22 protein-coding genes and 6 tRNA genes are annotated in these 22,150 nt (G+C 62.7%); 15 read left to right on the top strand and 13 right to left on the bottom strand.

Translation table 11 applies throughout. The annotated features are described in order from the left end of the window. The first annotated feature begins 4 nt into the window (after positions 1-4). The gene (locus MM194_RS19755) at positions 5-1,537 is read left to right on the top strand and encodes an EAL domain-containing protein (protein WP_241344630.1); all 1,533 of its coding nucleotides are present in this window, start codon (positions 5-7) and stop codon (positions 1,535-1,537) included. A 69-nt stretch (positions 1,538-1,606) separates the two neighbouring features. Here the strand turns inward: MM194_RS19755 and MM194_RS19750 are convergent, their stop codons facing one another. Both MM194_RS19750 and MM194_RS19745 read right to left on the bottom strand, forming a co-directional pair. Continuing rightward, entirely contained in the window at positions 1,607-2,788 is a 1,182-nt protein-coding gene (locus tag MM194_RS19750; protein ID WP_241344628.1) for a PLP-dependent aminotransferase family protein, read from the bottom strand. Between the two features lie 295 nt (positions 2,789-3,083). Beyond that, positions 3,084-4,151, bottom strand: coding sequence for a M20/M25/M40 family metallo-hydrolase (locus MM194_RS19745; RefSeq protein WP_241344627.1), 1,068 nt, complete (start codon positions 4,149-4,151; stop codon positions 3,084-3,086). 302 nt (positions 4,152-4,453) lie between these two features. Here MM194_RS19745 and trmB point away from each other — a divergent pair, with 302 nt between their 5' ends. The 5 genes from trmB to MM194_RS19720 all read left to right on the top strand — a co-directional run bounded on the left by trmB (position 4,454) and on the right by MM194_RS19720 (position 8,283). Then, positions 4,454-5,167, top strand: a complete 714-nt coding sequence (gene trmB / locus MM194_RS19740; RefSeq protein ID WP_033129561.1) for a tRNA (guanosine(46)-N7)-methyltransferase TrmB — start codon at positions 4,454-4,456, stop codon at positions 5,165-5,167. Between the two features lie 29 nt (positions 5,168-5,196). Next, on the top strand, positions 5,197-5,529 hold the full coding sequence (locus MM194_RS19735; protein WP_033129562.1) for a YggL family protein: 333 nt from the start codon (positions 5,197-5,199) through the stop codon (positions 5,527-5,529). A 99-nt stretch (positions 5,530-5,628) separates the two neighbouring features. Further along, entirely contained in the window at positions 5,629-6,549 is a 921-nt protein-coding gene (gene glsB / locus MM194_RS19730) for a glutaminase B (RefSeq protein WP_033129563.1), read from the top strand. Between the two features lie 29 nt (positions 6,550-6,578). Beyond that, positions 6,579-7,874, top strand: coding sequence for a sulfurtransferase (locus tag MM194_RS19725; protein WP_033129574.1), 1,296 nt, complete (start codon positions 6,579-6,581; stop codon positions 7,872-7,874). A gap of 199 nt (positions 7,875-8,073) precedes the next feature. Beyond that, the gene (locus MM194_RS19720) at positions 8,074-8,283 is read left to right on the top strand and encodes a YgdI/YgdR family lipoprotein (RefSeq protein WP_033129564.1); all 210 of its coding nucleotides are present in this window, start codon (positions 8,074-8,076) and stop codon (positions 8,281-8,283) included. A gap of 76 nt (positions 8,284-8,359) precedes the next feature. Here the strand turns inward: MM194_RS19720 and MM194_RS19715 are convergent, their stop codons facing one another. Both MM194_RS19715 and MM194_RS19710 read right to left on the bottom strand, forming a co-directional pair. Beyond that, positions 8,360-11,923: an ATP-binding cassette domain-containing protein gene (locus MM194_RS19715; RefSeq protein ID WP_241344625.1), complete on the bottom strand. Its 3,564-nt coding sequence runs from the start codon at positions 11,921-11,923 to the stop codon at positions 8,360-8,362. 95 nt (positions 11,924-12,018) lie between these two features. Further along, positions 12,019-13,296, bottom strand: coding sequence for an alpha/beta hydrolase (locus MM194_RS19710; RefSeq protein ID WP_033129566.1), 1,278 nt, complete (start codon positions 13,294-13,296; stop codon positions 12,019-12,021). Positions 13,297-13,537: 241 nt separating this feature from the next. Between MM194_RS19710 and MM194_RS21985 the strand changes: the two genes are divergently transcribed. Both MM194_RS21985 and MM194_RS19705 read left to right on the top strand, forming a co-directional pair. Further along, positions 13,538-13,672: a hypothetical protein gene (locus MM194_RS21985; RefSeq protein ID WP_152599024.1), complete on the top strand. Its 135-nt coding sequence runs from the start codon at positions 13,538-13,540 to the stop codon at positions 13,670-13,672. A gap of 178 nt (positions 13,673-13,850) precedes the next feature. Next, positions 13,851-14,072 (top strand): hypothetical protein, encoded by a 222-nt coding sequence (locus MM194_RS19705; RefSeq protein WP_033129567.1) that lies wholly within the window; start codon positions 13,851-13,853, stop codon positions 14,070-14,072. A gap of 63 nt (positions 14,073-14,135) precedes the next feature. Here the strand turns inward: MM194_RS19705 and MM194_RS19700 are convergent. Together MM194_RS19700 and MM194_RS19695 are read right to left on the bottom strand one after the other, a co-directional pair. Then, positions 14,136-14,211: transfer RNA gene (locus tag MM194_RS19700), tRNA-Asn, on the bottom strand. Between the two features lie 5 nt (positions 14,212-14,216). Then, a tRNA-Phe gene (locus MM194_RS19695) sits at positions 14,217-14,292 on the bottom strand. A gap of 324 nt (positions 14,293-14,616) precedes the next feature. Between MM194_RS19695 and rraB the strand changes: the two genes are divergently transcribed. Beyond that, the gene (rraB, locus tag MM194_RS19690; RefSeq protein ID WP_033129575.1) at positions 14,617-14,952 is read left to right on the top strand and encodes a ribonuclease E inhibitor RraB; all 336 of its coding nucleotides are present in this window, start codon (positions 14,617-14,619) and stop codon (positions 14,950-14,952) included. A gap of 164 nt (positions 14,953-15,116) precedes the next feature. Here rraB and MM194_RS19685 read toward each other — a convergent pair whose 3' ends face one another. Next, positions 15,117-17,093 (bottom strand): EAL domain-containing protein, encoded by a 1,977-nt coding sequence (locus tag MM194_RS19685; protein WP_241344623.1) that lies wholly within the window; start codon positions 17,091-17,093, stop codon positions 15,117-15,119. 169 nt (positions 17,094-17,262) lie between these two features. On the opposite strand from MM194_RS19685, the gene MM194_RS19680 reads away from it, so the two are divergent. Beyond that, positions 17,263-17,757, top strand: a complete 495-nt coding sequence (locus tag MM194_RS19680) for a hypothetical protein (RefSeq protein ID WP_033129576.1) — start codon at positions 17,263-17,265, stop codon at positions 17,755-17,757. Between the two features lie 160 nt (positions 17,758-17,917). Here the strand turns inward: MM194_RS19680 and MM194_RS19675 are convergent, their stop codons facing one another. The 6 genes from MM194_RS19675 to rsgA are packed head-to-tail and all read right to left on the bottom strand — an operon-like array spanning position 17,918 to position 20,877. Then, the gene (locus MM194_RS19675; RefSeq protein ID WP_241344621.1) at positions 17,918-18,316 is read right to left on the bottom strand and encodes a hypothetical protein; all 399 of its coding nucleotides are present in this window, start codon (positions 18,314-18,316) and stop codon (positions 17,918-17,920) included. 1 nt (position 18,317) lies between these two features. Further along, positions 18,318-18,569: a DUF2960 domain-containing protein gene (locus MM194_RS19670; RefSeq protein WP_033129570.1), complete on the bottom strand. Its 252-nt coding sequence runs from the start codon at positions 18,567-18,569 to the stop codon at positions 18,318-18,320. Next, positions 18,559-18,681, bottom strand: coding sequence for a hypothetical protein (locus MM194_RS19665; RefSeq protein WP_347006512.1), 123 nt, complete (start codon positions 18,679-18,681; stop codon positions 18,559-18,561). Before MM194_RS19665 ends, MM194_RS19670 begins: the two co-directional genes overlap by 11 nt. Then, complete coding sequence (locus tag MM194_RS19660; RefSeq protein ID WP_241344619.1) at positions 18,674-18,937, bottom strand: VF530 family protein; 264 nt, start codon at positions 18,935-18,937, stop codon at positions 18,674-18,676. Before MM194_RS19660 ends, MM194_RS19665 begins: the two co-directional genes overlap by 8 nt. Continuing rightward, positions 18,934-19,806: an archaetidylserine decarboxylase gene (asd, locus tag MM194_RS19655; protein WP_241344618.1), complete on the bottom strand. Its 873-nt coding sequence runs from the start codon at positions 19,804-19,806 to the stop codon at positions 18,934-18,936. The genes MM194_RS19660 and asd overlap by 4 nt, the downstream gene beginning before the upstream one ends. Before the next feature lie 36 nt (positions 19,807-19,842). Next, positions 19,843-20,877 carry a small ribosomal subunit biogenesis GTPase RsgA gene (gene rsgA / locus MM194_RS19650; RefSeq protein WP_033129572.1) on the bottom strand — a complete coding sequence of 345 codons (1,035 nt, stop codon included), beginning with the start codon at positions 20,875-20,877 and terminating at the stop codon, positions 19,843-19,845. A gap of 91 nt (positions 20,878-20,968) precedes the next feature. On the opposite strand from rsgA, the gene orn reads away from it, so the two are divergent. From orn to MM194_RS19625, 5 genes are all read left to right on the top strand, one after another. Continuing rightward, a complete protein-coding gene (gene orn / locus MM194_RS19645; protein WP_241344616.1) occupies positions 20,969-21,514 on the top strand; it encodes an oligoribonuclease in 546 nt (181 codons plus the stop codon). A 188-nt stretch (positions 21,515-21,702) separates the two neighbouring features. Continuing rightward, positions 21,703-21,778, top strand: a tRNA-Gly gene (locus MM194_RS19640). A gap of 25 nt (positions 21,779-21,803) precedes the next feature. Beyond that, positions 21,804-21,879: transfer RNA gene (locus MM194_RS19635), tRNA-Gly, on the top strand. A gap of 33 nt (positions 21,880-21,912) precedes the next feature. Next, a tRNA-Gly gene (locus MM194_RS19630) sits at positions 21,913-21,988 on the top strand. Between the two features lie 36 nt (positions 21,989-22,024). Next, positions 22,025-22,100 (top strand) — tRNA-Gly (locus MM194_RS19625). Positions 22,101-22,150 lie beyond the last annotated feature (50 nt).

Here is a 22,150-nt window from a genome sequence, read left to right as displayed (position 1 = left end):
AATTATGCCGTTTCATCGTCTGAAGGCGCGCCAATACCAACGTCGCCTGGTTTTCTCCCTGCTGGCAGGCCTCTTGCCCATGGTGCTTGGTATTGTTGTCACCATTTGGCAGACCATGACCGGGGTGAGGCAGGAGGCGGAGCAGCATTTGCTGCATGCGAAACACATGTTCGAGCGTACCCTGGACAATGCCGAGCTGGCCGCCTCGGCGGTGATGGGGAGCGTCGGCAAGCCCTGTCTCGAGGTGGTGCAGGGGCTGCGGGATCAGGTGGCGACGGTGCCGGACGTGCGCAGCGTCGGCCTGACCGAGGGGGAGCGCATCTACTGCACCTCCCTCTACGGCCCCGTCAAGGGGGAGATCGATCTCGACAACTACGTCGGGGGCAAGCTCGACCTGATGAGGGGCAACCCGGTGACGCCGAACAGGCCGCTCATCGTCTACCGCCAGGAGGTGGGGAAATACGCCGTGCTGGTGGGGGTGGATGGCTACTATCTGCTCAACATCCTGGACATGATGAGCCGCGACTCGCCGCTCGGGCTGGTGGTGGGCCCGCAGATGTTGTTGCGGGACAGTCGACTCACGGATCAGCTGCTTGCCCCCGACACCCCTGGCTATCTGGAACAGGCGTCAGAGAAGTATCCCTTCAAGGTGGTGACCAGCATCTCGAACCGCGATTATGGTGCCCATCTGTGGGACTACTCCAAGGTCAGCCTCATCCTCTATCCCTTGCTGAGCTTGCTGTTCGGGGGCGGCGCCTTCTGGCTGACGGGGCGCTCCACCTCCCCGGAGCAGGAACTGAGGCGGGCGCTGGACCATCAGGAGTTCATCCCCTATCTGCAACCCGTGGTGGCAGGAGAAGACGCCCACTGGAGCGGTTGCGAGGTGCTGATGCGCTGGCAGCATCCCCAGCAGGGCATGATCTCGCCGGATCGCTTCATCCCCATGGCGGAGGACAGTGGGCTCATCGTGCCCATGACCCGTTCGCTGATGAGGCAAGTGCGCGCCCAGTTCGCCGGCCGGGCCCATGAACTGCCGGCCGGGTTTCATTTCGCGTTCAACATCTGTGCCCGCCATTGCCACGACCTCAGTCTGGTGGAGGATTGCCGCGATTTCATCGAGGCGTTCGAGGCGAACCCTATCAAGCTGGTGCTTGAGCTGACCGAGCGGGAGCTGATCGTCGCGGACGAGACCACAGATCGACTGTTCGCCGAGTTGCATGCGCTGGGGGTCTTCATCGCCATCGACGATTTCGGCACCGGCCACTCCAGTCTCGCCTACCTGCAAGCCTTCCAGGTCGATTTTCTGAAGATAGACAAGAGCTTCGTCGGCATGATCGGCTCGGATGCGCTCTCCAGCCACATCGTCGAGAACGTCATCGACCTGGCGACCCGGCTCGGCCTGCAACTGGTGGCGGAAGGGGTGGAGACCGAGGTGCAGGCCGTTTACTTGAGGGCGCGCAATGTGGCCTTCCAGCAAGGCTACCTCTATGGCAGGCCAGTGCCGATGGCGGAGTTTACCAAGCAGCTGACAGGCTGAGTGCCCTTTCCATGGCGCCATAAAAAAACCAGCGACGATCGTCGCTGGTTTTTTTCATTCAGGGGGTACTTATAGCATGTGGGCCAGGGCGCGGCAGAGGCGCTTGATGCCCTCTTCTGTAGTGGCTTCGTCTACGCAGGAGAAACTCAGACGCAGGGTATTCTGTATTTCAGGGCGAACGTAGAAGGGTGCACCAGGGACGAAGGCCACCTTCTCCTTGATCGCCTCGTCGAACAGCGCCATGGCGCTGACGCTCGAAGGCAGGGTCAGCCAGAGGAACATGCCCCCTTGTGGCCGGGTGTAGCTCACGCCTGGCGGGCAGTGACGTGTCAGGGCGGCTTCCATGGCGGCGCGCTGGCGGCCATAGACCTCCTTGATCTTCTCGAGGTGGGCATCCAGCGAATGGTCGGTCAGGAAACGGTGCAGCACCTGCTGGCTGAAGGCGTTGCTGTGCAGGTCAGTCGCCTGCTTGGCGATGGTAACCTTCTTGCGCAGCCAGTCCGGCACCAGCATCCAGCCGAGACGGAAGGCGGGCACCACCGTCTTGGAGAAGGAGCCGAGCAGTACCGTATTGCTCGGCGCCAGCTTGGCGATGGGGGGCAGGTGTTCCCCCTCGAAGCGCAGCTCGCCATAGGGGTCGTCTTCGATCATCAGCAGCTCGTGGCGCACCAGCCGCTCAGCCAGCGCTTCGCGGTTGGCGCGGCTGTAGGAGACACCGCTCGGGTTCTGGAAGTTCGGCACCCCGTACAGCAGCTTGGCGTTCGAGCCCTGCTCCAGCAGCGCATCCAGCGCGGCCAGATCCAGCCCCTCTTCCCCCAGGGTGATGGGCCTGAAGTTCGGTTGATAGACGGAAAACGCCTGGATGGCGCCGAGATAGCCCGGCTCTTCGATGATGAGATCCTGCCCTTCGTTGACCAGCACCTTGGCCAGCAGATCCAGTGCCTGCTGGGAGCCGCTGGTGATCAGGATGTTATCGGGATTGACGCTCATGCCGTGACGGCTCAGGTAGCGATCGGCAATGTACTGGCGCAGCGGGGCGAAGCCCTCGGTGGTGGCGTATTGCAAGGCCGCGGCACCCTGCTCGCGCAGCACGTCCTGGCAGGCCTGATCGATGGCCTTGACCGGGAACAGATGGGGATTGGGCAGGCCGCCGGCGAAGGAGATGATCTCCGGATTGGTGGCGACTTTCAGGATTTCACGGATAAAGGAAGGCTCGACCTTCTCGAAGCGCTGGGCAAAAAACGGCTGCATAGGGTTCTCTCTGACTAAGGTGGCGGTCGCTCCATTCAACCGCCAAGTTATCCGTTTGTATCAGATTTAAAAAATGAGGCAATGGCTGCAACAAAAATCCATAAAAAAGGGCAGGTTTGGCACCTGCCCGCATTTTATGGCTTCCCGTGGCGAAAAGGGCGTCAATCTCTCTGCAGGGCACGCCTGCCGCCGTTATCGCCGGATCAGTGCCCTGGCTCCTTGACGAAGAAGATCATCAATCCGGTCCTCAGAGCCCAGGCTCTTTCAGGGAAGATGCAGATCATCAGTTCAGTACTTAGAGCCCCGGCTCTTTCAGGAAGCGGATCATCAGGTCAGTGTTGGCACCGAGTTGCTGCTGGACCCGGCCCGGGAACAGCTCGGCCATCTTGTCGAGGCGGTCGTACTGGGTGTGCCAGACCTTGCCCCACTGGGTCTCGCTGTCCCGATCGCAGGCGCTCTTGCTGGCCTCGTCGTAACAGTCCCACAGCGCCGGGTTGGTGCTTTGGGAGTAGCCGTCATAGCCATCGGCGCCATCGATGGTGAAGTTGGTCGCCTCCACGTAGGCGACCGGTACCCCCAGGCAGGCGAAGGGAGCGTGATCGGACCAACTGCCGGTCTCCCCCTCCGGATAGCCGGGATAGCTCGGGTGAATGGCGAAGGGAGTGGCGCCCTGCTTGGAGATGGCCAGCAGACGGTCCCGCACCTTGGGATCGAAGCTGTAGCGGCCCGGCTCGGCACAGCTGTACTCGGCCACGTCCGAGTGGGCGGAGTGGACATAGACGATGTCACCGCCGGCGATGGTGTCGTAGTTCACCATGGCCAGCAGTTGGGCGACGGCGGCGCCGTCCAGGCCGGCGGCATAGGCCTTGGAGCCGTTGAGGCCGTTCTCTTCCGCCCCGAAGAAGGCGAAGCGCACCGTGTAGGGCAGGGTCTGATCCTTCAGCGCCTCGGCCACCGCCAAGAGGGCGGCGACCCCGGCCCCGTTGTCGGTGGCCCCTTCAGATCCCTTCTTGTCACCCGTGCTGTCGTAGTGGGCGCCGATGAGGATCACCTTGTCGCTCTGGCCCTTGAGCTCGGCGATGAGGTTCTGGGACTGTTTGCTGGCGCCGCTCTTGGTGTAGCTGAATGGCTGGTTCTGCACCTCGTAGCCCCAGCCGGTCAGGTGATCCTGGATCCAGGCGGCGGCGCGGGTCTCGGCCTCGGTACCCGTGGGTCTGGCGCCTATGCCTTCGGCGCTGGAGCTCAGTTGCACCAGATACTCGTAAGCCTGGCTGGCGGGGGCGGGGGGCTGGGAATCATTGTCCGAGGGGTTGCACCCGGCCAGCAGGGTCGCGATGGCCAGGGTCAATACTGTTTTTTTCATACTGCAATCCTTTGTTGTGTATGGCTTTATTATCGCGTGTCAGGATGCACCTGACGCCCGGCAGATTCTGTGAAGGGGGTGGCATTTGTCAACCATGCTGGCGGAATTGGTCAGAGACGGGGATTTGTTGCGCGAAACACTTGCGCCCTGAGCCTATCTTGGGATAATTCGCTCCCCGGTTTTCACCGGCCGCTGAAATGACGCAGGATTTACCCGTCGTGTGTGGCCGGGCCGATGACATGACGAACAATCCATTTATGTCGTCTGTGACCCAGACGGATGCAATAACGAGCAATTTGATTATGCCAGTGACCCAAGATGTATTTAACGAAGACGGCAAGTTCATGCGCAAGATCCGCAGCTTCGTCCGTCGCGAAGGCCGCCTGACCAAAGGACAGGAGAAGGCCCTGGAAGATCTCTGGCCGGTCATGGGCATCGATTTCGCACCGGCCCCGCTCGACATGGTGGCGCTGTTTGGCCGTGAGGCCCCGGTGGTACTGGAAATCGGCTTCGGCATGGGCGCCTCCCTGGTGGAGATGGCCAAGAATGCCCCCGAGAAGAACTTCATCGGCATCGAGGTGCACTCCCCGGGCGTCGGGGCCTGCCTCGGCACCGCCCAGGAAGCCGGCGTCACCAACCTGCGGGTCATCTGCCACGATGCGGTGGAGGTGCTGGAGCACATGATCCCGGACGGCTCGCTCGCCTGCCTGCAGCTGTTCTTCCCGGATCCCTGGCACAAGAGCCGTCACCACAAGCGTCGCATCGTGCAGCCGGCGTTCGCCCAGGACATTCGCCGGAAGCTGGCCATCGGTGGCGTGTTCCACATGGCCACCGACTGGGAAAACTATGCCGAGCACATGCTGGAAGTGATGAGCGCCGCCGAAGGCTATGAGAATACCGCCCTGAGCGGCAACTGGGTGCCCCGTCCCGACTGGCGCCCGCTGACCAAATTCGAACAACGTGGCCACCGCCTGGGGCACGGGGTTTGGGACCTGATTTTCAAACGCGTTAGCTAATAACCCGTCAATTAACCTAAGGAGCTATCATGGCCAATCGTAGTCGCCGTCTGCGTAAGAAACTGCGCGTCGACGAATTCCAGGAAATGGGATTCGACATCAGTTTCAACTTCCCGGTCGGCACCGCCGAAGAGACCATCGATGCGCTGGTCGATGCGTTGATCGATGAAGTGATCGAACCTCGCAAGCTGGCCTTCGCCGGCTCGGGTCACCTGGCCTGGGAAGGCATGATCTGCACCCAGCAGCTTGGCAAGTGTACCGAAGAAGACCGCGCCGCCATCAAATCCTGGCTGGAAGGCAAGGGGATGGAAGCCGTGGTGGTCACCGAGCTGTTCGACCTCTGGTACGGCGAGCCCGCCTGATACCAAGTGCCCGCTCGGGCAGATAGAAAATCCCGCCGCCGGCGGGATTTTTGTCGGTGGGGGGGCTCCCTCACCCCGTTTCACCTCATGGAATAGCCAATGGTGTTGTCATCCGAATTACTGGCCAGCATTCTTGAGCAGGTTCGCCCGCTGCTGGGACAAGGCAAGGTGGCCGATTACATTCCCGCGCTTGCTCAGGTGCCCGCCGACCGGCTCGGCATCGCGGTCTGCACCGTGGAGGGGGAGCTGTTCACCGCCGGTGACGCCTTCGAGCCCTTCTCCATCCAGAGCATCTCCAAGGCCCTCAGCCTCAGCCTGGCGCTGACCCTCTATCAGGAGGACGAGATCTGGGCCAGGGTCGGCAAGGAGCCCTCGGGCCAGCCGTTCAACTCGCTGGTTCAGCTGGAGTTCGAGCAGGGCATTCCCCGCAATCCCTTCATCAACGCCGGTGCCCTGGTGGTGAGCGATCTGCTGGAGACCCGTCTCACCGCCCCGCGCCAGCGTACCCTGGAGCTGGTGCGCCGGTTGTCGGGCAATCCGGCAATCGTCGCGGATCAGGTGGTGGCGCGCTCCGAGTATCAGCATGCGGCCCGCAACGCGGCCATCGCCTACCTGATGAAGGCCTATGGCAACTTCGAAAACGAGGTGGACAAGGTGCTGCAAAGCTACTTCAATGCCTGTGCCATCCGCATGAGCTGTGTCGATCTGGCCCGCACCTTCCTTTATCTGGCCAATCGCGGGGTGCCCCTCGGCGAGAGCACGCCGCTGCTGCCGGCGCGCACCACCAAGCAGGTCAATGCCCTGCTCGCGACCTGCGGCCTCTATGACGAGGCGGGTGACTTTGCCTACCGGGTCGGCATGCCGGGCAAGTCCGGGGTCGGCGGCGGTATCATGGCGCTGATCCCCGGGGAATTGTGTGTCTGTGTCTGGTCGCCCGAGCTCAACAAGGCCGGCAACTCCCTGGCCGGTACGGCCGCGCTGGAGCTGCTGGCGGAGCGCCTGGGCCGCTCTATTTTTTAACCTTGTTCACTCTGAATCGAGACATCATCATGAAACGAATAATGGGCCTGCTACGGGCCACCCTGGCGACCTTGCTGCTCTGGTGTGCCTTGCCCGCCTTTGCCGCCGAACTGCCCCCGCTGACCCTGGTCGATGCCAAGGCCAAGGAGGCGGTCATCCTGGATACCCGCCCGAGCTATTTCTACCAGGGCTGGCCCATGGTGGACGAGCAGCAGGGTGGCCACGTGACTGGCGCCGAGAACCTCTCCGCCGAGTGGAAATACAGTGACGAAGAGTGGCCAAAGGCGCTCAAGGACAAGGGGCTGAGCCCGGACAAGCCGGTGGCGCTCTATGGCGAACCGCGCGCCGTGGCCGAGGTGGCTCGCCTGCTGCGTCAGCAGGGCATCAAGCAGCTGTTCGAGCTGCAGGGCTGGAAGGATGCGCCGCGCGAGTACCTGGCGCGCTGGCAGCAGCTGGTCTATCCGCTCTGGCTGGCGGATCTGCAGGCCGGCAAGCCGGTCGCAGCCGCCCCCAAAGGGGACTGGAAGCTGTTCGAGGTGGATTGGGGCGCTCCCAAGGCCTACCTGCTGAGCCACATTCCGGGGGCCGGGTACATCGACACCAACCGCCTGGAAGAGGAGCCGCTGTGGAACAAGGTGTCCGATGAGGCGCTCAAGAAGCTGTTGCTGGACAACGGCATCCGTCACGACACCACCGTCATCCTCTATGGTCGCAACACCATGGCGGCGGCCCGTGCCGCGCACCTGATGATGTATGCCGGGGTGGAAGACGTGCGGCTGCTGGACGGTGGCCTGGATGCCTGGTTCGTGCAGCACCTGCGCACCGAGACCGGCCTGACCAATACCTTCAAGCCGGCCAAGGAGTTCGGCGTCAGCATCCCGGCACACCCCGAGTACTACACCACCCTGAGTCAGGCGAAAGCGCTGCTCAAGCAGCCCGACAGCGCCCTGGTTAGCGTGCGGACCTGGGACGAGTACATCGGCAAGACCTCCGGCTACAGCTACATCAAACCCAAGGGCGACATCCCAGGGGCCAAGTGGGGTCGGGGTGGGGTGGATGCCAACAGCATGAGCGACTTCCACAACCCGGATGGCACCATGAAACCGGCCCGCGAGATCCTCAGCATGTGGGACGAGTGGAACATAGAGCCAACCCAGCAGGCCGCCTTCTACTGCGGTACCGGCTGGCGCGCCTCCGAAGCCTTCTTCTACGCCTGGCTGATGGACTGGAAGCGGATCAGCGTCTACGACGGCGGCTGGTACGAGTGGAGTGCTGACCCCAAGAACCCCATCGTCACCGGTGAGCGTCAGCCTGCCAAGTCATGAGCAGACTGCGATAAAAAGGCCGGACAGATGTCCGGCCTTTTTCATATGGGGTTTGCACATATGCTGCCGTATAGTAGTAAAGCAGAGGATTACGTAGGTGATCCTGATATTGATGGTCCGCTTATTCGGGGGCAGATGGCTGAGCTAGGCTTCAAGAAACATCCTCGTGCCGAGGATGCGGGAGGGAGAAGAGACGGTGATGAAACGACTGATGATGATCCTGGCCTGTGTGCTGGCACTGGCGGGCTGCAGTTCTCAATACATCATGAGCACCAAGGACGGGCGCATGATCGCCACCGACAGCAAACCCAAGCTGGATGAGGATACCGACATGTACCGCTACTACGATGCCGAGGGGCGGGAGATGCTGATCAAGAAGGACGACGTGACCCAGATCATGGAGCGCTGAGGCCAACGCACGACAAGAGAGGGCTGCCCGCAGGCAGCCCTCTTTACGTCAGGGTATTCACCGGTTGATGCCCGCCTCAGACATGGAGCTCCGCGACTTGGCGATTGACCTGACCGGCGAACAGCTGGTGGAAGCGGGAGTCCGGGTTCGCCAGCAGGCTGACCGGGGATCCCTGCTCCACCACGGTGCCCGCCTCCATCACTACCACCTTGTCCACCGACAACAGCGGCTCCAGGTGGTGGGCTATTACCAGGTAGCTGGCCTCCGGTCGGTAGCGATAGAGCAGCTCCGCCATCTTGCGCATGCCGCCGTGATCGAGATCCGAGGTGGCCTCGTCCAGCACGATGAGCGGGCGGCGCGACAGCAGGATGCGGGCGATGACCAGGAGCTGGGTCTCGCCGGCGGAGAGCTGCAGCTTGTCGAGATCCTCGTCCAGCCGACCGGCGCAGCGCTCGGCCAGACCGACTCGGGCCAGGGCCAGCTCCAGCGCGGCGTCATCCTGCTCGGTCAGGGGCGCGAGATTCGCACGCAGGGTGCCAAAGAAGGTGAGGGGGATCTGGGAGACGGTGTCGTACAGATCGCGCACCGCCTCCGGCGCCAGCGCCGACAGCGGCTGCTCGTCGTAGTAGATCTCCCCCTGGGAGACCGGATACATGGCCTGCAGCACCCCGAGCAGGGAGCTCTTACCCGCGCCGGTGCGACCGCAGACGCCGACCTTCTCGCCGGGGGCCAGCTCGAAGTTCACCTTGTGCAGCGCCCACTGGCTCGCCTCGGGGTAGCGCAGCCCCAGGTTGTCGAAGCGCACCCTGGGATGAGGGGTGGCGAGCGGCTCACCTTCCTGGCGCTCGCTCTCGATCTCGCTGTACTCGCGCACCCGCTCCACCGCATTCATCACCTGCTCCACCTCGGCGAAGGTGCGGATCAGGGAGTTGAGCATGGCCGAGGCGGTGAAGGCGTAGGTGATGGCCACGGCCCCCAGCAGCGAGCTGTTGCTGAAGGCCACCATCAGCGCCACGGCCCCGACCAGGGCGGCGGAGAGCAGGGTCTGGTGCATGCCGAGCCAGCGGTTGATGGAGGTGGTGGTGTACCAGCTGCGCAGGTTGTTGTCATAGTGATGCAGCACCTGATCCAGCGCGAAGCGCTCGGCCCCGGCCAGACGCAGGGCGGGGGCGCCGCGAATGGTCTCGCTTATGCTGATGTAGAGCGGCGAGCGCAGCACCGAGGACTGGCGCCGCAGCTTGAGCTGCACCGCCCGGTAGCGGCGTTGCAGCACATAGAGTGCCCAGCCTACCAGGGGGGCGATGAGCAGCAGCAGCGGCATGTTGACGCCGATCACCACCACCTGCAGCAGCACCGAGATCAGCATGGCGAACAGCCCCATCAACATGGACAGCAAGACCTCCTGGGCCTCCCCGAGGTCCCGATCGAAGCGGTTGAGGATGCGCCCCTGGGGCACCTTGTCGAAGAAGGCCATGGGGGCGCGGCTGATGCGGCCCAGCATGCCGTCGAACAGGGTCCAGGCCAGCTTGAGGCCGAGTTTGTAGTTGATGATCCGCACCACCATGATGCAGACGAGGGAGCCCGCCCCCAGTAGCACATAGATGCCGAGCAGGGTGCGCACATCCGCCACCTCGGCCTTGCCGCCGAGCCAGAGATCCGAGGCGATGCGCAGCCCCTCCTGTCCCAGGGTGAGCAGCAACGCGATCAGGATGGCGCCGGGGGCGGCCAGGCGCTGCCACATGAAGCCGAACAACCCCCAGTCCACCTTGCCCTCGACCACCTTCTCCTCGCTGAATTGCTCCGCCTCCTGGGGCGCCACCAGGGGCACGGGCTGCGGATGCTGGATGAGATCCGCCAGCTGGTGGGCATCGAGCTCCCGCAGCTGACTCTGCTCGATGCGGATCACCCGATCGCAGTGGGCCAGCACGTCCGGATCGTGGCTCACCAGCAGCCGGGTCGGGCCCGGCTTGAAGGCGAGCCCCTGCTCCAGCACTTGGGCCGAGACGATGGGATCCAGCGCCGACAACGGGTTGTCCAGCAGCAGGATGTCGGCCTTCGCATAGAGGGCGCGGGCCAGGGCGACCCGCTGCTGCTGGCCGCCGGAGAGCCGGGTGCCGAGCTCGCCCACTAGCGTCTGATCCCCGTGGCTGAGCAGGCTGAGGTCCGCGCCGAGGGCGCAGGCGCCGAGCACCCAGTGGTAGCGCTCCTCGTGCCAGGGCTGGCCGAACAGTATGTTGTTGCGAATGCTGTCGTTCATCAGCCAGGGTTTGTGGCCCAGGTGGGCGACCCGGCCGTGGCGGCGGATGCTCCCCGCAAAGTCGTTGTCAAAGCCGGCGACCAGGTGCAGCAGGCAGCTCTTGCCCGCCCCAGTGGCCCCGGTGATCCCCACCAGTTCCCCCGGCTGGATGGTGAGGCTGATGCCTTGCAGCACCGGCTTTTGCTGATGCAGGGCGGTGACGTTTTCCATCCGCAGGGCGCCCAGCGGCAGGCTGGGGTCGCTGAGGTCTCTGTGCTGTTCCGGGCTGTTGAGGAATTCACACAGCCGGTTGAAGCCGGTATTGAAGTTGATCAGGGTGCGGATGAGGTAGGGCAGCCGCATCATGGGGATCCGCAGCACTGCGAACAGGGCTATGGTGGTGAACACCTGGGGCAGGGTCAGGCTCTGACCCGAGGCGAGATAGGTGGTGAAGGTGGCGAGCGTCACCAAGAGCGGGGTGCTGATCATCAGGAAGCTGTTGATGGCATCGAGCTTGAGCACCCGCCCGAGCACGCCGAGCTCCTGCTGGCGCTTGGCGTTGGCCGCGCCGGTGAAGAAGGCGCCGAGCCCGTTCTGGCGCACCAGCCGCAGCTTCTTGATGTACTCCGCCAGGATGCCGTTGCGCTCGTCCTGCTGGCGCTTGAGTTGCTGCTCCTGCTGGTTCATGCGGCGCACCATCCGGGTGGAGACCAGCAGCAGCAGGGTGAGCACGGCGAAGCCCACCAGGCCCGCGCTGCCCACCTGCCACACCAGCAGGGCTATGGTACCGATGAGTTGCAGCGCCATGGTGAGCGGCATGGCGGGATCCGCCAATATCCAGGTGATATCCCAGACATCCCGGTTGATGAGGTTCTGCACCCGGCCACCGGCCCTGTCATCGAAGCTCTTGCCGCCGAGCTTCATCACCTTGGCGAGCAGGGATTCCGCCAGCAGCCTCCGGATGGGGACGTGCATCTTGAGGGCCAGTTGCAGGGAGTGCTCCGCCAGCATGCCGGCGGCCAGCACCGAGGCGAACAGGGCCAGGGCCAGCAGCAGCTTGTGGCCGGTGGCTGCGCCCGCGCCGAGCTGGGTCATGCTGTGGTTGAGCAACCAGGGGCTGGCCAGGGTCGCCATCATGCCGAGCAGTTGCAGCAGGGTGAGCAGGCCGATGCGACCGCGGTAATGGCGCCAGATGAAGGCCATGATGGGCCAGGGGCGCACCGGCGCGGTGGCGGTGAGCCGCAGAAAGGCATCGGCGCGTTCGTCGCGTCTGTCTTCCGGTAACAGGGGATAGAGATCGTCGAGTGTGACCTGGGGTTTGCTCAGCCCCTTGCGCAGCAGCGGGCCCGTCCAGTGATAGAAGAGACGGCTCAGCCAGCCGGCCGAGATTTCCGGGTGATCCAATGGGTGATCCTTATTATTTTGTGCTGCTTCCAGAGGATGGGGCGGCTTGTTATCCGCCCTCTATCTTATTATTGGGTATTTGTGCCTGGCCGGGATCAGCGATCCCGGTTCAGGCGGATGAGCCGGTCCAGGATCTGCTCACCGTCGGCCCGCAGGCCGTTGTGCTCGTATTCGTTGGTGATCCAGGCGCGGCTGTTGGCCAGCCCCTTGAGGGTCTCGCGGCTGTAGTCGAACTCGACGTACATGTCCTCGGCGTAGACAGCGCAGGCCACCGGCACCTTGTTGCGAGCCAGCTGCGCAGGGTCGTAGAGCGGGCCCCAGTCAGCCTTCCTGGCCAGCAGGTGGGCGGCCTCTTTCAAGGGCATGAGCTCGCGGAATTGCTCGAACATCCAGGGGAAGATCATCTCGCCGGTGAAGGCAAAGTCCTTGCCCGGTGCCCAGGCCAGTACCGGATACTCGCCCCTGACCCGCTCGGCCGCCCAGTTGCTGGCGGCGCCCTCGCAGTAGATGGATTCATGCAGTATGGCGAACACCGGGTTGGTGTTGAACGGCTGCATGGCCTGCACCTTGTAGAGGAAGGCGGGGTTGATCCGCTCGCCGACGAAGGCATCCTCCAGCAGGTAGTAGAGCTCCTCGAAGGCGCCGCTGGCGCCGAGATCCAGCCCCTGCTGCTGCAGCTGCTCCACCGTCAGGCGCTGGCCGTTCGGCAGGCGTACATCGTGGCGGTGCAGGTGGCTCGCCAGCCGGTTGGCGATGGCCTGGGCGTGGGGGAAGCGGGCGAAGAAGGCCCGGTTTTTGTCCGCCACTCGCTGGTAGGTGGCGCGATAGACCTCATCCGCGCTGCGGCCTATGGGGGCCACCCCGCCGGTGAGGTAGACCTCGTGCAGGCTGTCCGGGAACAGGGAGAGGTAGGTCAGGCTGCAAAAACCGCCGAAGCTCTGGCCGAGCAGGCTCCAGGGGCGATCCGGGCTCAGCTGCTCGCGGATGAGCTCGGCGTCCCGCACTATGCTGTCGGCACGGAAATGGCTGAGATAGTCCGCCTGCTGGTGCGGGTCGAGATGGGCCAGGGCCTCGGCGTGGATGGGGCTGGAGTGGCCGGTGCCGCGCTGATCGAGCAGCAGTATCCGAAACTCCTGCAGGGCCCGCTTGATCCAGCCGCTGTTGGCGCAGGGGCGCGGGGCACCAAACCCCGGGCCCCCTTGCAGATAGAGCAGCCAGGGCAGGTCATCGTCCAACCGGTCAAGGCGACAGAGGGTGCGGCCAAACAGGGTGAGGGTCTCCTCATCGTCAGGCTGCTGGTGGTCGAGGGGCACGCTGAAGAAATGTGGCTCGCAATGGATGCCATCCAGCACGTAATGCAAGGGGCTGCTCATCTGGGGTCTCCCTGGGGTCGGAAATCGTCGGCTTCATGATAGCCCTGGCACGCAAGCGGGTCACGCCGGTTTTCCAGATTGTTAACACCCTGATAGCGCCATCTCTCCTTGGAACCGGGGGTCGGCGCGCGAGGATATTTATTGTGTCGGGGTGATTGACGAGGGATTGCGTGCGGACAAAGATGAGCGGCCTGCCGAGGAGGGCAGGAGAGCTGACGCATAACAGGACGAGGTGGGCTCGATGAAGCCTAAATGGATAAGGTTCAGGAAAAAAAGGAAGCAGACAGATCCGGAGGGTGTGCTGCAGGCGGGGTTGCTGGTATTCAGCGCCACCTGCGGGGCGACCCTGCTGCTGGCGGCCTGTAACGGCGGCTAGCAAGAGTACAAAAGGCCCGCTCACTGTAGCGGGCCTTTTGCATGAGCATTGCTCGGGTATCAGTCGCTTGAGCGACACGGAGGGACTAGGCTGGGGCCCTTTGCTGGCGCGGGTTTGCGATAGTCTGGCACCTGCTGCTATCGTCAATTTACGGCACGATTCAACGAGGGAGGCGATCATGAATAGTCGTGAGAAAGTTCTGGCCCATTTGGCCACCGATCATCGGATGGCAGGGTTGACCGCCGGCGAGGCACTGGCCGGGATCAGCCACTCGATGAGTGCGTTCCTGCTGCAGCAGGATCAGCATTTCTTCCGCAGCCATGCCGATGATCCCTGTCATGAGGTCGCGCGGGCCTGTCATGCGGGGCACGTCTGGCACGGGGACGAGAATCGATATTAGGGAGGAAGGCGCGAGAATGGCAGATGCAGAAAGGCCCGCTCAGATGAGCGGGCCTTTCGAATTTGGCTCCTCCTACTGGACTTGAACCAGTGACATACGGATTAACAGTCCGCCGTTCTACCGACTGAACTAAGGAGGAATTATTGGTGCCCAGAGACGGAATCGAACCGCCGACACGGGGATTTTCAATCCCCTGCTCTACCGACTGAGCTATCTGGGCAACGGCGCGCATTAAACCCTTTCTGGACTGGGGTGTCAACTATGGGGTGCGGATTGTCGCATCGTTTGCTCGATATCCGAGCAACCTGGCCGCTTGTTGCCCATGTCTGCCCGCCGCCGAGGTATTGCCTCCTTGAGCAAAGGTGGTGCCTCTCTTCGGGTGGCGGTTATCTTGGCCCCTCGCATTGAGCCTGATGCGCTCTGCGAGTATGCTTTGCCGCAACCAACTGCCTGGCGGCGATCTGGGCTGACTCTGCCGCAGAGTGCCCGCCAGCAGGGTGTCGACAACCATCCAATACCGTCTGGGGTTTATATGAGTATCAACATGCAAGAGTGGCGCGAAGAGACCACCGCCATCGTCAACGAGCTGCTGGCCGACGGCAGCAATGCGGATATGGATTACGAGATTGAGCACCACTTTGCCTGCCAGGATTTCGATCTGCTGGAAAAGGCCGCCGTCGACCTGTTCAAGGCCGGTTTCGAAGTGACCGATGCCGAGGAGATGGAGCTGGATGACGGCGCGACCATCTTCTGCTTCGACGCCACCGTCGAGCGCAAGCTGGAGATCGAGCCCATCCTCGCCGACATCGAGAAGATGCTGCCGATCCTCGAGAAATACGGCGTGGACTACGACGGCTGGGGCACCTACTTCCAGGAATAAGCCGGGTCCCCTGGCCGCCGACATGCCGACATAGAGAAGATGCTGACCCTTCCCCTCGAAAAATACGGTGTGGACCATGACGGCTTGGGCACTTGCTGCCAGGAATAAGCCCGGATTCAAATAGCAAAAAGGCCACATCATGTGGCCTTTTTGCTACGCGTGCTTCAGAGGACTGCGAGCAGTTGGTAGTCGCGGGCAAACTGCTCGGGGGGCAGGGGACGGCTGAACAGGTAGCCCTGCAGCCGATCGCATCCCGCCTGCGCTAGCCACTCCTGCTGCTCCTGAGTCTCCACCCCCTCGGCGGTGATCTTGATACCGAGCTCGTGGCCGAGGCCGATGACGGAGCGCACTATGGCGGTGGTGGCCTGGTTGGTCGCGAGCCCCTGGGTGAAGCTCCTGTCCAGCTTGAGGGTCGCCACCTGCAGCCGCGGCAGGTAAGCCAGCGAGCAGTAACCGGTACCAAAGTCATCGATGGCGAGATGGAAGCCGGCCTCGATCAGGCTGGCGAGGTTGCTCTCTATCTCGTCGGCATTCTCCATCAGCACCCCCTCGGTGATCTCCAGCTCCAGCTGCCAGGGGGCGAGCCCGTGGCGCTCGATGCAGGCGAAGATCTGCTGGCAGAGCTCGGGATCGCGAAATTGCAGCGGCGACAGGTTGATGGAGAGCACCAGGTCCGGCGCCGCCACTTGCCAGCGCGCCAGCTGGGCGCAGCCCAGCTCCAGCATCAGCTGACCGAGCTGGCCGATGAGGCCGAGCTCCTCCGCCAGGGGGATGAACTCGTCGGGGGAGATCATGCCGAATGCGGGGTGGGGCCAGCGGCACAGCAACTCGGCACCGTGCAACTGGTTGTCGTGGGTGCAGATGATGGGTTGATAGACGGCGGTCAGCTCGGCCGCCTTGATGGCGAGCGGCAACTGGGCGGCGATGAGCTGGCGGCGCTTGAGCCTGGCATCGAGTTCGGGATCGAACAGGGTGCAGTGCTGCTGCTGGTGTTTGCCCTGCGCCAGCGCGGCTTCGGCGTGGCTCAGCAGGCGTTCGGCATCCTTGGCCTTGCCGTGGGCGATGCCGAGGAAGACCGGGATCTGGATCCTGTGCTCCTCGACCTGATAGGGGGTCATCAGCTCATGCTGCAGATTTCGGCTCCAGTCACTCAAGGAGAGGGGGAGCTCCGGCAGCAACAGGGCGAAGTCATCGGCCGCGACCCGGCACAGCAGGGACTGGGGCGGTGCCAGCCGCTGCAGACGGCGGGCGACCTGGCTGAGCAGGCGATCGGCGACCCGGATGCCGAAGCGATCGTTGATCTCGCGAAAATGTTGCAGATCGACCAGCAGCAGGCTGGCCTTGCGGGCACCGAGATGGCGGCTGGTCTGCAGGAAGTGGGAGAGCTTGAGCAGGCCGGTGAGGCTGTCGTAGTGCTGTTCCTGTTGCAGCTGGGCCTGGGTGGTGCGCAGCCCGGTGATGTCGCGGCTCAGGGTCAGAATGCCGAGGGAGTTGCCCTCGTCGTCCGGCACCTCGACCCGGGTTATCTCCAGGTGACGACCCTGACCATGGGCATCCATCAGGCAATACTCACCGCGTCCCAGCGCCTGCTCTATGGGCAGGCGGGGGGCGACACGATGGCCGAGCGCCTCGCTCGCCGCCAGTCCCATGAAGTCGAGAAAGGCCTGATTGCAGTCGATGAGCACGCCCTGGTGATCTTCCAGCCGGATGGGGTCGGGGATGGCATCGAGCAGACGGCGCTGCAGCAGCTGTTGCTGACGGAAGGTCTGCTCCAGCTCCTTGCGCTTGTCTATGGCGCTGATCATGGCGAACAGGGCGAGCGGTTCCCCTTGCTCGTCATAGAGCGGCACCTTGTGGATCTCCATCCAGCTGGTGGCATCGCCACTGTGGCAGTGCAGTTGTTGATGGAGCAGGGGCTTGCCTTCGGCCAGCAGGCGCCGATCTTCCTCCCGGAAGGCATCGCCCCAGGGCATCTCGGCATCCAGTTTCCCGATGAGTTCGCGGGGGGACTGCAGGCCGGCCTCCCTTGCGAAGACCTTGTTGGCAAACAGGTACCGTCCGTTTGTATCCCGGCAGAAGATATTCATGGGTAACTGGTCGATGATCTGCTGCAGCAGCGCCAGGGAGAGCAAAGAATTCACGTGAGCACTCACGGGGGAGACTTCGAGCAAATCTATGATAACAGGCCAGTTTTGTAAAGCGTGGGTTAAGAGTCCGCCATTTATGTGGATCCCTGCTGACAGCCCGTGTCGCGGGCGCCATAATAGCCGCCGGTTGGCCTCAGGTGGCCTTATGGACGAGAGAAACAGCATGAAGAAGATAATGGGGGGCGCCCTGGCCCTGCTGATGGTAGGTTGTGCCAGTGACAACAACGGCGGCGAGCAGTATCGCTATACCCCGCCGGTTGCCAAGGCGACCAACAACACCCAGGAGATGCAGATCCCGGTCGATCTGGTGTGGGCCCGCGCCGAGAAGTGGTTTGGCGATCACGGCTTGAACATCGAGAACAGCCAGCGTGGCTCCGGTCTGATGACCGCCAACGTCGAGAACTCGGCCGATGGCCTGGAGTGGCTGGATTGCGGCACCATGGGCTCCAAGGTCGCGCTGGGCAACCCGAATCTGCAGATCAACCTGATCATCACCCAGAGCGGCAACAACAGCGTGGCCACCGTCAACGTCAAGGGCAACACCCAGCTCTACTTCGTCGAGTCCTCCGGCGAACGCGTGCAGGCCCCTTCCATCACGCCGGTCTGCGTCTCCCGCGGCAGCCTGGAGCAGAGCCTGTTTGCCACCCTCGGCAACTGATCCTGCCCTGCAGCCCCGCACGAAAAACCCCGTTGCCTGCAACGGGGTTTTTGTTTTTGGACTCTCCGGCGGGAAGAGGTGGCCGTTCACTCATCCACGCCGCCTATAAACAAAAGCCCCCGGCAGGGGCCGGGGGCTTTGTGGGAAGGCTGGCTGGCCATCAGAGCGCGCTGTCACCGTGGAACAGGACCTGCTCGCCGGACTTGAGCAGATAACCCTTCCAGGGGAAGAGCTGATAGGCGCCGCCCTGCCAGGACCAGTTGCCCTCGTCCCCCTGCCGGATCAGCCGGATCTGCTCGCCGCTTGGCAGGGTCAGCTCGGCCTCGCGCTGATCGGCGTTGAACAGCACGAAGGCGCTGCCGGTCTCGCTGGCTTCGAGGGATTGCAGGCGGATGGCCTGCTCGAACAGGCGCACGCACTGCTCGGTCAGGGCGGACCACTGGTAGCCGGCGCTGGCACGGCAGCCGTGGGCATCCTGATCGTTGCCCACCAGGTGCTGCTCCGGGGTGCTGCAGGCCGCCAGCAGCAAGGAGGCGGCCATCAGGGTCAGAGTGCGCATATTACTCCTGGCCATCCCGTTCGATGACGATGTTGGAGAAACCCAGCTCCTTGAAGTAGTTCTCCCGGTAATCCTTCACGCTCTTCTTGTCGCGGCGGCAGACTTGGGCCAGCTGGGCCTCCATGGCGTGGAAGCTGGCCAGGTTGATCCCCTCGGCCGCGGCGATGGCATCGTAGATGCTGTTGAACTTGTCGTTGGCGTAGCCGATCTCTTTGGTTTTTTTGCCGTAGGTGTAAGTAATTTTAAACGCCATCGGGGTCTTCCTTCTTTTTCGCCTGCTTGCGCTGGACGTAAAGGTCGAGGTTCTCGACCTTTTCCCCTGCCCAGGGGGCGTTGCACAAGAACGTCAGGCTGGATTTAAACACTGCGGGATCCTGCCTGTTTTGCCTGCTTGCGCTGGACGTACAGATAGAGGCTCTCGACCTTTTCCCGTGCCCAGGGGGTCTTGCGCAAGAACTTCAGGCTGGACTTGATGCTGGGATCCTGGGTGAAGCAGCGGATGTCGATCTCCTTCCCGAGTTGTTCCCAGCCGTAGTGGGCCACCAGGGCGGTGATAATCGCCTCCAGGGTCAGCCCATGCAGTGGATTCTTCGGCTGCGAAGTGCCTTGTTGGTCACTCATTCTGCTGCAGCCAGCTTGGCGAAGGGTTGTCCCATGCGGGTCGTCACGCCGTTGGCCAGATGGGGCTCGAAGCCCGCCAGCATGCCGGGGCCAAACAGGCAGACGACGGTGCTGCCGAGCTTGAACAGGCCCATCTCGGCGCCTTTTTGCAGGGTGATGGCCTCATCGCCCTTATAGTCCCAGCGCACCACTTCCTTGTGTTTGGTCGGCGCTATGTTGCCGGCCCAGATGGTCTCGATGCTGGCGACTATGGTGGCACCGACCAGCACCAGTGCCATGGGGCCATGGGGGGTGCGGAAGGTGGCGACCACCCGCTCGTTGCGGGCGAACAGGTTAGGCACGTTCTCGGCGGTGAGCGGGTTGACGGAGAACAGATCCCCCGGCACGAACACCATGCTCTCCAGCACGCCGTCCAGCGGCATGTGGATGCGGTGGTAATCCTTGGGCGCCAGATAGATGGTGGCGAAGTCGCCGTCCTTGAACGGCGCCACCAGATCATCGAAGCCCCCCAGCAGCTCGCGGGCACTGTAGTCGTGGCCCTTGGCCTGGATGATGCGACCCTGATGGATGGGGCCGAGCTGGCTGACGGTGCCGTCCACCGGCAGTGCCAGGGTCATGGCATCTTCCACCAGAGGGCGGATCCCCGGCTTGAGCTCGCGGGTGAAGAAGGCGTTGAAGCTCGAATAGTGGGCCGGGTCTTCGTGCAGCGCCTCGCTCATGTCGACCTGGTACTGCTTGATAAAGGCGGTGATCACCTTGGTGGTGAGGCTGCCGGCCTCGGCGGCCGCGAGCTTGCCCACCAGGCGGGAGACGGCGTGTTTGGGCAGGCAGTATTGACCGGCAATTTTCAGGTTGTCAGTGATGCTCATGATCTTCATCGACTTTATTAAAATGGGTTGATGGGGTCACAGCCGGGCTTGTTGCCGACCGTGGCGGGCTTCCTGCATGGTTTCCAGGATGCGGTGATAGTTGTGGAAGCGATCCGCGCTGATGGCGCCGCTGTCGACCGCCGCCCGCAGGGCGCAGCCGGGATCGTTCTTGTGGGTGCAGTCACGGAACCGGCAGCCACCCAGGTAGTCACGAAACTCGACGAAGCACCAGGTGATGCGGTCGGCTTCCAGATGCCAGAGTGCGAACTCGCGGATCCCGGGGGAGTCGATGAGATCGCCGCCGCTCGGGAAGTGATAGAGCCGCGCCGTGGTGGTGGTGTGCGTGCCGAGCCCCGAGTTTTCGGAGATCTCGCCGGTGAGCACATCCAGCCCCGGCATCAGGGCGTTGGTGAGGGACGACTTGCCCACCCCGGACTGGCCGACGAAGATGCTGATCTTGCCTTCGAACTGGGCCTTGAGCTCATCGAGCCCCTCGCCGCTCTCGCAGCTCACCAGGATCACCTGATAGCCGAGCTTGCGGTAGGGGGCGAGCTGGCTCTCGATGCGGGCGCGGGCGGCGTCATCGAGCATGTCGACCTTGTTCAGCACGATGAGCGGCTGGATCTCCACATCTTCTGCCGCGACGAGGTAGCGATCGACGATGTTGGTGGAGAACTCCGGCATCACCGCCGAGACGATGATGATCTGGTCGATGTTGGCGGCGATGGGTTTGACCCCGTCGTAGAAGTCTGGCCGGGTCAGCACCGAGTGGCGCGGATGCACCGCCTCGATGACCCCCGCCGTTGCGGCATTGAGGCCGGGACGCCAGACCACCTTGTCACCGCACACCAGGCTGCTGATGCTGCTGCGGCGCAGATTGCTGCGGTGGATGGTGCCATCGACGGCTTCCACGTCCGCATGCTGACCGAAGCGGCTGATCACCACCCCCTCGATGGCCGGGCCAAACAGGGTGTCATCGACCACTGTGCTGTGATCTTTTTGCAGCCGCCGTTCGCGGTTGGCCTGGACACGCCTTTGTTGACCCAGATTGAGTTTTGCTTTCTTTGCCACTCGATTCGCCAGTTTATGAACAGATCCAAAGCCAGTATGATACATGCAAATTGGCAAAACTCCGCCATTCCTCCCACTAGAGAGAGCAATCATGACAGTCAGCGAGCAGAACCTGGTATGGATCGACATGGAGATGACGGGTCTGGACCCCGAAGAGAACGTGGTACTGGAGATCGCCACCATCGTCACCGACAAGGATCTGAACGTGCTGGCACAGGGGCCTGTCATTGCCATCCACCAGAGCGACGACGAGCTCGCCAAGATGGATGACTGGAACGTTAACACCCACACCAAGAGCGGTCTGGTAGCCCGGGTCAAGGCGAGTGAATATGACGAGGCGCGCGCCGTGGCCGAGACGCTGGCGTTCATTCAAGAGTGGGTGCCGGAGCGCACCAGCCCCCTGTGTGGCAACAGCATCGGCCAGGATCGCCGCTTCATGGTCAAGCACATGAGCGAGCTGGAGGCCTTCTTCCACTACCGCAACGTCGACGTCAGCACCATCAAGGAGCTGGTCCGTCGCTGGCAGCCAGAACTGCTGGATCAATTCACCAAGAGTGGCTCCCACCAGGCTCTTGACGACATCCGCGAATCCATCGCCGAGCTGCAGTTCTACCGCAGCCACGTCTTCAAAATCTGAGTTGCCGGCAAGGGCTTGGCGTCGCCGGCGCGATGCCAGGCTGCTAAAATCGGCAGTTCGGACAGCTTTTGAGCGAACGGCCGCACAGTGACAAAAAAGCCCTTGCAATTGGAATGACTGCTCTTATAATTCGGCTCCCGTACAGTAGCGCAAGCAACCAAATGCTGTGCGGCCGTTTTAAGGTAGTTGCGGGAATAGCTCAGTTGGTAGAGCACGACCTTGCCAAGGTCGGGGTCGCGAGTTCGAGTCTCGTTTCCCGCTCCAAAAAATTTGCCGATGATGTTCCGATGCGGGAATAGCTCAGTTGGTAGAGCACGACCTTGCCAAGGTCGGGGTCGCGAGTTCGAGTCTCGTTTCCCGCTCCAATCATCAGCAAGCACCTCAAGACAATCTATGTTGCGGGAATAGCTCAGTTGGTAGAGCACGACCTTGCCAAGGTCGGGGTCGCGAGTTCGAGTCTCGTTTCCCGCTCCAATGCTTTTAGTTAGATTCTGTAGATGATATTCCGATGCGGGAATAGCTCAGTTGGTAGAGCACGACCTTGCCAAGGTCGGGGTCGCGAGTTCGAGTCTCGTTTCCCGCTCCAATCATGTGCAGATGACATCCTGTTGCGGGAATAGCTCAGTTGGTAGAGCA

Source organism: Aeromonas sp. MR16 (assembly GCF_022549315.1).
GTDB lineage: Bacteria > Pseudomonadota > Gammaproteobacteria > Enterobacterales > Aeromonadaceae > Aeromonas > Aeromonas aquatica.
This window is presented reverse-complemented; position numbering and strand designations above follow the sequence as displayed.